Origin of the sequence: Leeuwenhoekiella blandensis MED217 (assembly GCF_000152985.1) — a bacterium.
Classification (GTDB): domain Bacteria; phylum Bacteroidota; class Bacteroidia; order Flavobacteriales; family Flavobacteriaceae; genus Leeuwenhoekiella; species Leeuwenhoekiella blandensis.
The window spans coordinates 43,753-58,096 of record NZ_CH672395.1 but is presented as its reverse complement, the minus strand read 5'-3'; the positions used below and the strand labels follow the sequence as shown (position 1 = coordinate 58,096).

General features: G+C 40.8%; 14 protein-coding genes. 8 read left to right on the top strand and 6 right to left on the bottom strand.

Going from position 1 to position 14,344, the window contains the following annotated elements:
* Positions 1–29: 29 nt before the first annotated feature.
* The 5 genes from MED217_RS00225 to MED217_RS00205 all read left to right on the top strand — a co-directional run bounded on the left by MED217_RS00225 (position 30) and on the right by MED217_RS00205 (position 4,767).
* Positions 30–419, top strand: a complete 390-nt coding sequence (locus tag MED217_RS00225) for a four helix bundle protein (RefSeq protein ID WP_009778441.1) — start codon at positions 30–32, stop codon at positions 417–419.
* 130 nt (positions 420–549) lie between these two features.
* Positions 550–1,689, top strand: a complete 1,140-nt coding sequence (locus MED217_RS00220) for an ATP-binding protein (RefSeq protein ID WP_009778440.1) — start codon at positions 550–552, stop codon at positions 1,687–1,689.
* Positions 1,686–2,417 (top strand): metallophosphoesterase, encoded by a 732-nt coding sequence (locus MED217_RS00215; protein ID WP_009778439.1) that lies wholly within the window; start codon positions 1,686–1,688, stop codon positions 2,415–2,417. The genes MED217_RS00220 and MED217_RS00215 overlap by 4 nt, the downstream gene beginning before the upstream one ends.
* 118 nt (positions 2,418–2,535) lie before the next feature.
* Positions 2,536–3,657, top strand: a complete 1,122-nt coding sequence (locus MED217_RS00210) for an SPFH domain-containing protein (RefSeq protein ID WP_009778438.1) — start codon at positions 2,536–2,538, stop codon at positions 3,655–3,657.
* Positions 3,658–3,675: 18 nt separating this feature from the next.
* Positions 3,676–4,767, top strand: coding sequence for a TFIIB-type zinc ribbon-containing protein (locus MED217_RS00205; protein WP_009778437.1), 1,092 nt, complete (start codon positions 3,676–3,678; stop codon positions 4,765–4,767).
* Positions 4,768–4,818: 51 nt separating this feature from the next.
* Here the strand turns inward: MED217_RS00205 and MED217_RS00200 are convergent, their stop codons facing one another.
* Genes MED217_RS00200 through MED217_RS00190 form a run of 3 tightly spaced genes read right to left on the bottom strand, consistent with a single transcriptional unit; the run spans position 4,819 to position 8,789 of the window.
* Positions 4,819–6,411, bottom strand: coding sequence for an MFS transporter (locus MED217_RS00200; RefSeq protein ID WP_009778436.1), 1,593 nt, complete (start codon positions 6,409–6,411; stop codon positions 4,819–4,821).
* A gap of 3 nt (positions 6,412–6,414) precedes the next feature.
* Entirely contained in the window at positions 6,415–7,476 is a 1,062-nt protein-coding gene (locus tag MED217_RS00195) for an HlyD family secretion protein (protein WP_009778435.1), read from the bottom strand.
* Positions 7,476–8,789 carry a TolC family protein gene (locus tag MED217_RS00190; protein WP_040533074.1) on the bottom strand — a complete coding sequence of 438 codons (1,314 nt, stop codon included), beginning with the start codon at positions 8,787–8,789 and terminating at the stop codon, positions 7,476–7,478. Before MED217_RS00190 ends, MED217_RS00195 begins: the two co-directional genes overlap by 1 nt.
* A gap of 116 nt (positions 8,790–8,905) precedes the next feature.
* Between MED217_RS00190 and MED217_RS00185 the strand changes: the two genes are divergently transcribed.
* Entirely contained in the window at positions 8,906–9,691 is a 786-nt protein-coding gene (locus MED217_RS00185; RefSeq protein WP_009778433.1) for a helix-turn-helix transcriptional regulator, read from the top strand.
* A 35-nt stretch (positions 9,692–9,726) separates the two neighbouring features.
* Here MED217_RS00185 and amaB read toward each other — a convergent pair whose 3' ends face one another.
* Together amaB and MED217_RS00175 are read right to left on the bottom strand one after the other, a co-directional pair.
* Complete coding sequence (amaB, locus tag MED217_RS00180; RefSeq protein ID WP_009778432.1) at positions 9,727–11,280, bottom strand: L-piperidine-6-carboxylate dehydrogenase; 1,554 nt, start codon at positions 11,278–11,280, stop codon at positions 9,727–9,729.
* 221 nt (positions 11,281–11,501) lie between these two features.
* Positions 11,502–12,035: a 3-hydroxyanthranilate 3,4-dioxygenase gene (locus tag MED217_RS00175; RefSeq protein ID WP_009778431.1), complete on the bottom strand. Its 534-nt coding sequence runs from the start codon at positions 12,033–12,035 to the stop codon at positions 11,502–11,504.
* A 108-nt stretch (positions 12,036–12,143) separates the two neighbouring features.
* Here MED217_RS00175 and MED217_RS00170 point away from each other — a divergent pair, with 108 nt between their 5' ends.
* Complete coding sequence (locus tag MED217_RS00170) at positions 12,144–13,205, top strand: isoaspartyl peptidase/L-asparaginase family protein (RefSeq protein ID WP_009778430.1); 1,062 nt, start codon at positions 12,144–12,146, stop codon at positions 13,203–13,205.
* A gap of 5 nt (positions 13,206–13,210) precedes the next feature.
* Positions 13,211–13,531: an antibiotic biosynthesis monooxygenase family protein gene (locus MED217_RS00165; protein WP_009778429.1), complete on the top strand. Its 321-nt coding sequence runs from the start codon at positions 13,211–13,213 to the stop codon at positions 13,529–13,531.
* 269 nt (positions 13,532–13,800) lie between these two features.
* On the opposite strand, the gene MED217_RS00160 is transcribed toward MED217_RS00165, so the two are convergent.
* Positions 13,801–14,301 (bottom strand): CAP domain-containing protein, encoded by a 501-nt coding sequence (locus MED217_RS00160; RefSeq protein ID WP_009778428.1) that lies wholly within the window; start codon positions 14,299–14,301, stop codon positions 13,801–13,803.
* Positions 14,302–14,344: the final 43 nt, after the last annotated feature.

The following is a 14,344-nucleotide window of genomic DNA, read 5'->3' as shown; positions in this document are numbered from 1 at the left end:
TATTGTTATTACTATTATTCACCCGCAAGATGGCACATTACAACTCATTTGAAGAACTAGAAATTTTTAAGAAAGCTAGAGTTCTTGCTAATAATGTTTGGAAACTAATTCAGACTTCTAATTTGAAACAAGACTTTGAACTTATAAATCAAATAAATGCTTCATCAGGTTCTGTAATGGATAACATTGCTGAAGGCTTCGGCAGAGGTGGAAATAAAGAGTTTATTAATTTTTTGGGCTTTGCTAAAGGATCTTGTTGCGAAACAAAATCGCAATTGTTAAGATGTTTAGACAGAGGGTATTTAGGCGAGGAAACATTTGATGAACTCAATCAAGAAACCCAAGAATTGATTGATCAGTTGGGTAAATTTTCTAACTATCTTAAAAACTCAGAAAAACGCGGAAGTAAATTTGATTGACTTGTGAACTACCTCAGGGTAAGCGAGCGAGGCTTTACTTGGAATCGAATTTTCAATTTCGAGACAAGTCTTGGAGTTTTGAACCCTTTGGCCGTGCCAATAAAAATAACAATACTAATAGCAATAAAGAATGATCAACAAACGCCTGCTCATTAAAAACTTACTCGCACATAATGACGAGAACAGTTTTTATGACAAAAAGCGAAAAGTTGACATCAGTACCAAAGAAGGCAAGGCTAAGTTTTTAAAACACGTATGTGCGCTTTCTAATTCGAACCCCAAAAACAACAGTTATATCGTAATTGGAGTTGAAGATGAAACTAACGAAATCTTAGGCGTTCCGTTTTTTGATGATAGCAAAATTCAAAATTTGGTGAATGCCTATTTGACCAATCCGCCACTGATTTCTTATGAAAACATTCCGTTTCCGCATTTGCCTTCAGATCAGGTAATTGGTTTAGTCACCATAAGACCAATCAATAAACTCACAGCGCTAAAGAAAAACATCTGGAAATATTGGGGTGGCACTGCTTTTTTTAGAGACGGAAGCATCTCTATGCCCAAGGTTTTTAAGAGTGAAATCAAAGATGTGAACAGCGAGATCGTCGCCACGATCGAAAAACACGCTCACAACAGTATTGAATTGACTCTGGACGGCGTTATCGATTTTATCAATGTGCGGCACGCAGATCTGTTTACGCAGTACAAAGTGTTTAAAGAGCAATTTGTGGTTTGCTGGGCAGGCAATAAAAAAGAGGTTAAAGGCAACACCTATTTTAGTCGCGTAGATATCGAACTGATCAACGAGCAAGTGCGGCTTTTTTATTCGGCTTTAGACGAAGTTTCCATTGCTATGACCGATGATCATTTTACTATTTTAGAATACGTACTGCTAGGACTTCAGAATGAATATAAATATTATCCGCTGGAAGAATTGACGATCAATTTTAATGAAAACGGGTCATACACTATTGACAGCACTTTAGTCTTTGAGCCACCTCAATTTGACCGAAAATTGCTCTATCATATTTATAACAATAACAATACTATTCTTAAGAAAGTATTGGCTAATAAAGAACTCAACAAAGGCGAACTTGAAGACCTGTACAACCTGCCGGCAACGTATTTAATTTGCTACCTCAACGGGTTTGAACCGGCGCTTGATAAACTAGAACGTATTCGGCCGTATCTTAGAAAATACGGCACCAAACTTTACAATGCATACAAAGAAAACATTCGCATTTTGCGAAAAGTAAAATACAATTCATGACACGTACCCTCGCCATAGGCGACATTCACGGCGGCCTGAGAGCACTTGAACAAATTCTTGAGCGCGCCAAAGTAACCCAAGACGATTTACTTATTTTTTTAGGAGACTATGTTGACGGCTGGAGTGAGAGCGCACAAACGGTTTCCTTTTTAATTGAATTGTCAAAAACGCATAATTGCATTTTTATGCGAGGTAATCACGATGATCTGGCGTATCAATGGTTGCGAGACAATACCAAAAATGACACTTGGCTCAATCACGGCGGAAGAAGCACGATGAAGTCTTATGAAAACATCACCCAAGAAACCAAACAAGAGCATCTTGAATTCTATAAAAACCTCAAAGATTATCATATAGATGAACAAAACCGCATGTTTGTTCATGCCGGTTTTCAAAACCGCAATGGTCCCGAGTTTGAACATTACAGCACGGCTTTTTATTGGGATCGCACCTTTTGGGAAATGGCAGTTAGCCTTGACAAACGCATTAAAAAAGAGGACCCGGAATATCCTATGCGGCTGCAATACCACAAAGAGATCTACATCGGTCACACTCCTGTAACCCGCATCGCCAGAGACGAACCAACGCAAATGGCTAATGTTTGGAATGTAGACACGGGAGCTGCCTTTAAAGGAAAGCTTTCGATCATAGATGCTGATACAAAGGAATTCTGGCAAAGTGATCCTGTTTACACTTTGTATCCTGATGAAGAAGGAAGAAACGCATAAATGATCTTGAAGTAAGCCATAGAGCATTTAAATCTTGCCCATCGAGTAAATAGTTTGAAACAAAATATAGACTTTTGATACTCATAAGTATACAGCTTCATTAAAACCGAAACAACCTATGGGAATATTTGATAAGATTAAAGAAAAACTCAGCCACGAATTTATCGACATCATCGAGTGGCTCGATTATACGCCAGATACCATTGCACATCGTTTTGAGCGCTATCAAAACGAAATTAAGAACAACGCAAAACTCATCGTACGCGAGGGACAAACTGCTGTTTTTATCAATGAAGGTCAGCTTGCAGATGTTTTTGGGCCGGGAACATACACTTTAAACACACAAAACCTTCCTATTCTTTCTACACTTAAAGGCTGGAAATATGGTTTTGACAGTCCGTTTAAGGCAGAAGTATATTTTGTAAACACCCATTTATTCACCGACGAAAAATGGGGAACAAAAAACCCAATTACCTTAAGTGACGATCGTTTTGGCTTGGTCGAAATCAGAGCTTTTGGAACTTATGCATTTAAAATAAGCGACGCCGGAACATTCATTAAAGACATTGTAGGCACCGATGCCAATTTTACCAATTTTGAGATCAATGAGCATCTCAAAAGCCTGATCGCAACGCGATTTACAGACACCGTTGGAGAAGCCAATCTTCCGATAGAATTGTATGCTGCAAACACTACAGAACTTTCTGAGACGTGTAAAGAAGTGATGCAACCCGAGTTTACGTCGGTGGGAATTTCGCTTGAAAAATTCTATATCGAAAATGTATCGATGCCCGAAGAGCTCAAAAAAGAAATCTTCGAATACAGCCGAATCGATAAACTCGACCTTGATAAGTTAACCAAATTCAAAACTGCAAAAGCTATTGAAGCTGCTGCAAATAATGAAGGCGGTACCGCCGGTGCCGGGATGGGAATGGGAATGGGCTTTGCGCTTGCCCAACAAATGGGAAATGCCATGAGCAAGCCACAGGCACAACAACCGCAAGCCGCTGCAACACCTCCTCCAATGCCGGTCGCAACACAATATTATTATGCTCAGAATAATACGCAGCAAGGACCTGTAAGTTTTGATCAGTTACAGGCACTTTTTGCTTCGCGTACGATCAATAGAAATTCTTTGATCTGGAAACAAGGCATGAGTGAATGGAAAGCGCTTCAGGAGATCGAAGAACTGAAACCCTTTTTAGGCGGAAATACACCACCTCCACTTCCGGGTCAATAATTAATTTTCAAAGCTGCTTTGACCGAACCATCCATTCAAAAATCTGAACTCAAAAAAGCCTGTAAAAATTGTGGTGCCGAGCTTAAATACAGGCCTGGCACCACAACGATTACGTGCGAATACTGCGGAAACCAAGAGCAAATCGCACTGGAAACCGATCCTATCAAAGAATTACCGCTTCGGCAATTTCTTCAGGAAAAAGGAGCTCAGGCAAACAGCGAAGAAATAAGCATACTGCATTGCAAAAATTGCGGCGCCAATCAGCACGTTGAAGAGAATTACAAGTCTTTGCATTGCGTGTATTGCGGTACGCCGCTAATCAGAGAAGATGCAAAAACTGAACAGTGGATTCTTCCGGGTGCAGTGTTGCCTTTTCAGCTTACACAACAAGAAGCGATTCTTCGGTTTAAAAAATGGGTAAACAGACTTTGGTGGGCGCCCAACGATTTAAAAAAAGCAACGCTAGACCCTCAATTTACTAAAGGATTGTATTTACCGTATTGGACGTTTGACGCGCAACTTTATGGCCAATACAGCGGTGCACGTGGTGATTACTATTATGAAACACAATCCTACAAAGACAGCAAGGGCCGAAGACGCACACGCCGCGTGCGCAAAACCCGTTGGATTCCCATAAGCGGAAACATTAGCGGTTTTGTAGATGATACACTCATCAACGCCTCAAAGCAACACACCGGTAAAGTGCCTCGTGGTGTCGCACTGTGGAATTTAAAAAAGCTACAGCCTTTTGAAAGCAGCTTTCTCGCGGGCTTTGTAACCGAAAAATATACGATTCCACTCAAGGATGGGCATCTCGAATCTCAGGAAGAAATGCGTCGCATTGCAGATACGTGGGCGCGTCGCGATATTGGCGGAGACGAGCAACGGGTAAATACGTTAAACATCAACCTGGAAGAAGAAACTTTCAAACATATTTTGTTACCGGTTTATATCTCGGCGTATCGCTATAAAGGAAAAGAATACAGCTTCTTTGTAAATGGAGAAAACGGAAGCATTTCAGGAAAACGCCCGTATTCTTTCTGGAAAATTTTCTTTGCCGTGTTGGCAGGGATTCTCCTTTTTGGATTGGTGTATTTGTTCAGCAAGTAAACTACCTCAAAGTATAAAATCCTTTGGCCGTGCCAAGAAAAACCCAAGAGCTTAAAACGGAATTAATTTTGCCCCGATTTTTCGCATATGATAATGAAAATTGGGAATCAAAATAATCGCTAGAATTACCGCTACGATCACTACACTTACATAAAGATAGTAGTCCCTCGCAAACAATAAATTACTCTGATTGTTTAGTGCTTGGCCCAGCATCTTGCTTGCTCCGGCATTCGCCTGAAACGCAGAGGCTCCTTGATTTAAAAGCGCCTCTTTATAACCCGAAATACGCGCGCCTACAAGATCATTGGTTTGTTGAATTTGATTGGCAAAAGCACTTGCGTGTATTTTTTGCCTGTTTAATCCCATATACGAAACCAGCGCCATACTCGCCGTAAAAGAAGAAAACCGAAAAGCCACACCACTCACAGATGCTGAAAATGCAATTGCTGAAGGTACACCTGTCACATAAAAGATCACGATAGAAAGCAACAATGTACCATTGCTGAAGCCTTGCAAAAACAACGGAATAATCAAGTCAGAGAGTTCTGCTTGATTTCCTAAAAGCAACAACATGTACACGTGAAAACCCAGTAGCGCTAAAAATCCGGTAACCCAAATCAACCTGATGTTGGTTCCCGTAAGAATAAAACGCGCAGTAAGCCCGACTCCAGCGATTATACCTAGAGCATTAAAAAGCATAATGTAGCCCTTATGATAGACATCTAGATTTACATTGTTATTCAAAAAGCCATTGATCACGCTCATATCGCCTTTGCAAAAATAAAACACGATAAGCAGCAGCATTCCTATTCTAAAATTACGATGCTTATACAGGCTAAAGTCAATATAGGGACGCTTAAGCTTCAGTTGCCGAAACACAAAAAGCAACATCAAAAACACAAACGCAATACTACAGATTAGAATACGCCCGCTGCTGTACCATTGATAATAGAGCCCATAAAGAAGCACATATGCGAGCAACATAAGGGCAGAAGCATACAGCACAAAACTTGCCCAATCTACACTGTAAAGCGGTATTCTTTTGGTGTTGCGCAAATTCACGTTTCTTTTCAGAATAATTAAAAGCAGTAAAAAACCCGGGATTACCATAAAGATTTTAATCAAAAAGATCACGTTAAAATCATAATATGAAAAAACATAGGCGTCCAGAATTTGCGCCAATGGCATAGTTGAAAACAGCGCACCATAAAAAGTCGCGTAGCCTAAAACCCGACTGCGTTGTTGCGAAAATTGTCTAAAGATCAAGGTGAAGATTACCCCGATAAACCCTAAACTCAACATCCCTCCCAGAAACCGTATAATAAAAAGAATAGCGATGCTGTTTGTGGAATAGAGAATGAGATTGAGCACCACATAAATGATCGCACACACCACAAAATAAGGTTTGGGCGCAAAATAGTCGAAAAACCGACGCTCGAGAGGGAAGGCCGAAGCTATTGCCAGATAAAAAATGATCACCGAATATTGAATATCTGTAGGATCTGCCCCATAATAAGAAGCTGCACTGTTTATGCCTGACATGTAAATACCCAAGACACTGGCGATAGGCACCAGTGCCAGAAAAATAACGACTAGAACCAGCCAGTTAGGCACCCAACTTTTAAAAACGGTGTTATTGCTCATCACTTAGGCTTTTGGAATGGCCACCTCAACGTTCATTCCGGCTCTGAGTTTACTTAAGTCTTGTTGCTCTTTCTTCAACCGAATACGCACAGGAAAGCGTTGTGTGATTTTTACAAAGTTACCGGTGGCATTATCGGGTGGCATCAGCGAGAATTGTGAACCCGTAGCAGGAGATAAGGATTCTATTACTCCTTCAAAAGCTTCGTCGGGAAAAGCATCTACCTGTATGTTCACCGGCTGTCCTTCTCTTAGGTTCGCAATTTGGGTTTCTTCAAAATTGGCAATCACCCATTTTCCCTGAGTTTGGTCTACAATAAAACTCAAGGTTTGTCCTTTTTGAACAAATTGCCCGGCCTGCAAACGCTTCTCCCCCATATAACCATCAGAAGGCGCAAGAATAACCGCATAATTCAACTCTAACTGAATACGATCTAAAACCGATTTTTGCTTTTCTATATGTGCTTTGGCTACCGCGATCTGTGTCGAGGCATCATTAGACCTGTTCTGAGAAGTGTTGAAGGTGTTTTTTACCGCCTCTAAATTTGATTTAGCTACACCAAGTCTGGTCTTTACATCTTCGAATTGCTGTTGTGTTACCGCTTCGGCTTCGTGCAATTTCTTGTAGCGCTCATATTCCTTTTGCTGTTGCCAGAGTTTAGCTTCGGCAGCACCTATCTGCGCCTGATTTACCGTAGCATTACTATTGGCCGTATTGACATTACTTTCTAAAACCATGAGTTGCGCTTCGGCTTCTGCCAGAGCCGCTTTTGCTTCTTGAAGGCTCACTTCAGATTCATTGGTCTCAAGTACAACCAGCGTATCTCCTTGCTGCACGTATTGATGATCTTCAAAAGCTATTTTTTCGATATAACCACCGGTTCTGCTTACAATGGGATTGATGTATTCTTTGATCTGCGCATCATTTGTCTCTTCATAATTCATAAAATGAAATGCTGAAGAAACACCCCAAATAAGTAAACCTATTAAAATAAGCAAAGCGACCACATAGGTCGACTTTACTGCGATAAGGTCTATTTTCTGATAGTTTTTAATCGTATTGCTCATTATAAGTTACCTGTGATTTTTAAAAGTTGATAATAATGTAAACGCGCTGCTATTTTGCTGTTTACCAATTCAAAACGCGCCTGCAACAGTTGGTTATCTGCATCTAACAAATCGGTTAAAAGAGACAACTGATTAAAATAGGTTTGGCGCACGATGCGATAGTTTTCTTCGGCTTGCTCAATACTCATCAGAGCGACTTCTATATTTTGTAAATCTTCGTGATAGTCTTGATAAGCCGCTTTGATACCTTTTCTCAAATCGTCATCAACCTGTTGTTTTTCTACCTCTTGTCGCTCTACTTCAAGTGCAGCTGCAAGCTCCTTATGCTTATCATTATACAATGCTGAAATATCATAACTCGCGCGAATCCCGACTATTCCCAATAAATACGGTGCAGTCTCATAGGGATACAACCTGATTTGTGGATAGGAATACATATACTCGCCAAAAAGGCCAAGCTTAGGCAATTTACCTGCCTTTAAATCCTGCTCCTCAAGTTCGCTTAGAGTCACCTGAGTTTCTGCTGCTTTAGATAGCGGCGCGCTTTTAGCTTCATTCAAATAATAGGCATAATCTTGATCTTCCTGTATGAGCTCTACCTTGACCGTATCTATAGGTTTTACAGGAGTTTCTTCTGAAAAACCCATTAAAATATTAAGATGCTGGTGCGCGAGTTTGGCATTATTGGTCACTTCGAGCAATTGGGTTTGCTGCTTGGATAACTGAAGCTTTGCACGCAACAAATCACTCTTCAACACTACTCCATTTTCATAAAGCTTAGTGATCTGATCTAGCAATTCTTGATTAGAATAAATATTCTTTGCTATTAACTTTTCAAAAAGAAGACCGCGTTGTAACGACAGGTAGGCCGAAGCCACTTCGTACTTTATTTGATCGCGTGACTCTTCAGCCAGATAATTAATCAAGCGCTGTTTGGTTTTAGCCTGATCAATATGAATGTTGGTTTTACCGCCATTATAAATATTAAAATAGGCTTCAACTCCGGCACCGTAAGTACTATGATCTTCTAGCGGAATAAAGTTTGCTTTTTCTCTAATTCCGTTAGTAAAAACAGGAATATTACTCAGCTTACCATAACTCGCATGTGTTGAAAGCTCAGGCAAGCGTTGATTTTTTGCATCAAGCACGTCTTCTGCTCCTATTTTTTCTTCGAGCTGTTTAAGCTTGATCTCTTTACTATACTGCGCCGCGTATTCCCAAGCTTCAGTCAAGCGCAAAGGAATACTGTCTTGTAATTGCTGCGCAGAAACCGAAAAGCCACTCACCAGCACAATCACACAAAAGAGGCGCATGAATACCTTATTAAAAGCGAAAAATTTCATAGTGCAAAATTCCGCGCTCTTTTCAAGTCTTGTATTCAATAATTAGACAATTATTTTATAATTTACGCCAACTGTAGTTTTATAGGATGCATCCCTTTTTACAAGCGCTGGCACATTATCCCGATAGTATTTATGTTCATCATTCTAAGATCGAAGAACAGCTTCCCATGCACAGCCATAAGAAACATCAAATAAGTTATGTAGAAGGCGGGGTGGCTTTTTTAAATACCAAAAACAACTCGTTTTTCTTTCCGGCACGGCATTTTATCTGGATTCCCGCAGGCTTAGAGCATAATGTGACTTCGCGTACATCGGTGAAGATGGTGCATAATTTATTTTTTCCTGCCGATTTGATTCCTGAAACTGAAATCCTGAAGAAAGCCGGTATTTTCCCGGTGAGTAATTTATTGATGGAAATGATCAATTACACCCAACGCTGGAATGGGGATATTCTACGAACAGATGCTGAAGCTTTTGAGTTTTTAATTGCCCTGCGTAATATTATTCTTGAAGTTGCAAAAACGCCGTTTCCTGTAGTGTTGCCCACCACGACCAACGAAATGCTACGCCCTATTTTAAAGTACATTCATCTTAACGTAGACCAACCTTTATACTTAGAGGAGGTCGCCGCTCATTTTGGATATAGTGCGCGATCCTTGTCTCGTTTGTTTCAGAAAAACATTGAGACCTCATTTTTACAATATGTAAAGCTTACCAGGATCATCAAATCTATAGAACTCCTCTTAAAGACCGATCTATCAATTAGTGAGGTCGCGTATGCCTCAGGATACAACAGCCTCTCTGCTTTTAGCTATGCGTTTAACCAAATTGTCAACCAATCTCCTGCAGCTTTTAAAAAACAGAGTTTATAAAAAAGCCGCTTAAACAGCGGCTTTCGTATTTCTTATTACAAATCAAATTTAATTCCCTGTGCCAGCGGCAACTCAGTCGTATAATTGATCGTGTTGGTCTGGCGGCGCATATACACCTTCCAGGCATCGCTACCGCTCTCACGACCACCTCCGGTTTCTTTTTCGCCACCAAAAGCACCACCAATTTCTGCACCGCTAGTACCTATATTTACATTGGCGATCCCGCAGTCACTACCGGCCACACTTAAGAAACGTTCTGCTTCACGCAAGTTATTGGTCATAATCGCAGAAGATAAACCTTGGCGTACACCGTTTTGTAATTCGATCGCATTCTCCACTTCTCCGCTATATTTCATTAAGTAAAGTACCGGAGCAAAAGTCTCGTGCTGTACGATCTCATAATGATTTTCAGCTTCTGCAATGGCTGGTTTTACATAGCATCCGCTCTCATAACCTTCACCTTCTAGCACTCCGCCTTCCACTAAAATTTTACCACCTTCTTCAACCACTTTAGTCAAAGCATTTTGATAATTTTTCACTGCGTCTTTGTCGATTACCGGCCCCACGTGATTGTTTTCATCCAGCGGATTCCCTATACGCAATTGGCCATAAGCATCTACAATTGCATTTTTCACTTTATCATAAATACTTTCGTGAATAATTAATCTACGCGTAGAAGTACAGCGCTGCCCGGCAGTTCCCACCGCGCCAAATACCGCACCGATCACGGTCATTTTGAGATCAGAATCCGGAGTAACGATAATCGCATTGTTTCCGCCGAGTTCCAAGAGGGATTTTCCTAATCGAGCACCAACGGTTTGTGCTACTTGTTTTCCCATTCGGGTAGAACCGGTCGCCGAAACCAACGGTACACGCTCGTCTTTAGTCATCAATTCGCCTACGGTATAATCACCATTGATCAAGCACGAAATCCCCTCAGGCAAATTATTCTTAGCAAAAACCCGTGCTGCAATTTTTTGACAGGCAATACCCGTAAGCGGTGTTTTTTCTGAAGGTTTCCAGATACACACATCACCACAAACCCAAGCCAGAGCCGTATTCCAGCTCCATACCGCCACCGGAAAATTAAATGCCGAGATAATCCCAACAATGCCTAACGGATGATATTGCTCATACATACGATGCCCGGGACGCTCAGAATGCATCGTCAAACCATGCAACTGGCGCGAAAGCCCCACTGCAAAGTCACAGATATCTATCATTTCTTGAACTTCGCCTAGACCTTCTTGATAGCTTTTACCCATCTCATAAGAAACGAGTTTTCCCAACGGTTCTTTAAGTCTACGCAACTCTTCATTAAACTGGCGCACCACTTCGCCTCGCTGTGGTGCCGGCATCACGCGCCATACTTTGAATGCTTCAGCTGCAGTTTGAACCACTTGCTCATATTCTTCCGGAGTGGTTTGCGTCACTGATGCAATATCCTTTCCGTCAACGGGAGAAACGGAAGTAATCAATGTACCCGAATTACTCGTTTGTAAACCGGTTGAAGTTCCTGCATTTTCAGAAATGATCTCTAATGCTTTCAGCGTTTCAGCTATTGCTGCGTTATCAGTGGTTTGAGCCATTATATTGTAGTTTTCTTATTATTTATGTTTTAATCCTTCGAAGTTAGTAAATAACTATATCTATTTAAAGCATTTATTAGCAGATTAATAAATCCCCTCAAAACCTATCTTGGAGACATTCTGTAGCAACCAATTTTTAATTTCGAGAAATACGCCCTTTAACAATACTCATAAAAAACGCGCTTCAAAAGAGCGCATTTTTTATTTCTGTAGCTTTCCTGTTATTCTACAAAGCGGGCATCAGCTTCCATCACTGTACCGCACTTATCACAGGTGCGTAATTCTTCACTTGCATAGAATACTTTAAAATGCTTTAAAAAGTCTTTCTCAATATCATTCAGCGGAAAATAAACCTCATAGAGTTTATGATTGCAATTATCACAAAACCACAATAAGCCGTCTTTTCCGTCAAGATCTGCGCGTTTTCGCTCAACAACAAGACCTATAGAACCTGCTTTACGCACCGGAGAATGCGGCACTTTTGCCGGATGCAAATACATATCGCCAGGACCTAATTGCATCGTGCGTTTTTCACCTTCATCCTGCACGTGTACTTCGATTTCACCCTCTAATTGATAAAACAATTCTTCGGTTTCATTATAATGATAGTCTTTGCGCGCATTAGGGCCGGCGACCACCATTACAATGTAGTCGTCTGCGTCTTTATATAAATTTTTATTTCCTACCGGTGGTTTTAATAAATCCCGATTTTCTTCAACCCATTGGGTCAGGTTAAAAGGTTTTGCAATAGCCATAGTCTTGTATTTAGGCTAAAATTACAACATAATAAAGTGGCATAAAACAATTGACCTCTCCGTTTGCCGCTAGTTTTTCTGTATTTTAGGAGCTTAAATTTAACACCTATGAAATCTGTTCTTTCCCTATGTATTGCAAGTCTCTTCTTTGTCGCTTGTAATCAAGATTTAAAAACTGAAGAAGCAGCTACTGCTGAAACTCCAAATCAACAAGAATTTGCCATTATCATACACGGCGGAGCCGGAACGATTCTTAAAAAGAATATGACCGACTCGATGGAGCAAGCTTATAAAGCCAAACTAACTGAAGCTATCAAAACCGGTCACGAAATATTGAAAAATGGCGGAAGCAGTCTTGAGGCTGTACAACGCACTATAAATGTGATGGAGGATTCGCCGCTGTTCAATTCAGCTAAAGGTGCGGTTTTTACTCACGAGGGTAAAAATGAATTAGACGCTTCTATTATGGATGGCGCCACTTTAAATGCAGGAGCCGTTGCCGGGGTTACCAATGTAAAAAACCCGATAAACCTAGCATACGAAGTTATGACCAATTCTGAACACGTGCTTTTAAGCGGTAAAGGAGCTGAAACTTTTGCCAAAGAAAAAGGCATTGAGCAAGTAGATCCTTCTTATTTCTTTACCCAAAGAAGATACGACGGGCTGCAGCGCATATTAGAGCGCGAGAAACAAGACAGCATCAGCAAAGCCACTGCATTTTACGATCCGTTTATCAAAGACGAGAAGTTTGGTACCGTTGGCTGCGTGGCACTTGACAAAAATGGAAATATTGCCGCAGGAACTTCTACCGGCGGGATGACCAACAAGCGCTACAACCGCATAGGAGACTCGCCAATCATTGGCTCTGGGACGTATGCAAACAATGCGACGTGTGGTGTTTCTTCAACCGGCTGGGGAGAGTATTTCATTCGCGGGCAGGTAGCTTACGACATCAGCGCTCAGATGGAATATGCTGAAAAAACGCTAACCGATGCTACGCAAAATGTGATTCAGGAGAAGCTGACCAAACTTGGTGGAACCGGTGGAATTGTAGCGCTGGATCACTACGGAAATCCTTCTATGGAATTCAACACCGAAGGCATGTATCGTGCCTATATGAATGATCAAGGCGAGCTGACTCTGGGTATTTATAAAGAAAATGAAAACTAAATCTTGTGGAACTTTCTGCTGAACAAAGCTATTACGCCGTAATTTTTACTTCTAAACAAACCGAAGATACTTCAGGCTACGCCGAAATGGCTACCAAGATGGAAGCGCTTGCACAAAAGCAACCGGGTTATTTAGGAATGGAACACGCACGAAGCGCATTAGGAATCACTATCTCGTATTGGAAAACCGAAGCTGCCATCGCCAGCTGGAAAAATCAAGTAGATCATCTCGTCGCACAACAAACCGGAAAAGACAAGTGGTATTCAGCATATTCAGTACGTGTGTGTAAAGTAGAACGCGAATATCATTTTGATAAGGAAAATTAACTTAGCCGGTCGGTTGACTTAAAACATATCTCATGAAAAAACCCTTAAGCAAAAAACTTAAGGGTTTTTCAGTAAGTAATTCTCGCGAGGAGAAAGGCGAAACAGCAGGCCCCCGCCTGCTGCATCTAACATAACAAAACCAACTTAAAGTTGTAAATTTTGTAAATGTCTTGAATGTTGTAATTGATCTTGTGACCTGTTGGGTCGGTTGGGGGATTTTAGATTTGGGGGTTTTAATCTTCAGGCTGTCTTACAAGCCTAAAACATTTTTATTTTTTGATAAAGATCTGCGTAAAAAAAGCGATTCCCTTTTCATTCTTCACTACTGAAAGTCCGCTATGAGTAAAATCACCTTCAATAGCTTCTTTGTGGCTTTCGCTTTTTAACCAAGCAGATACAACTTCTTCTGGGCTGCGGTACCCGTAAGCGACATTTTCACTTACGCGTGCAGCACCTTTAGCTTTCAAATAATCTGATCGCTGGAAAAAGTTATCGTGGCTAATTTGATTTTTGGTAGCCATATATTTTGAATGTTCTATGGCCTTCACTTTAGAATCGTTGTTATAAGCTAATTGAGAAAGCCCAATGCTCTCGCGATGCTTATTTACTTCGACAAGAATTTCTTGAGCAAAAGCATCTTCGATAACGAGGTCTGCAGAAACTTCAAGAGTTGTCTCTTCATTAGAGGTTAAAAGCTCTTCATCTTGTGAACAGCTGGTTAAGAATATGGCAAAAGTTATTGCCAACAAGTTGGTTGTAAAAGTTCTCATGATTTGGGGGTTATGAGTTATGTTGAGACAAACATAAGCAGGA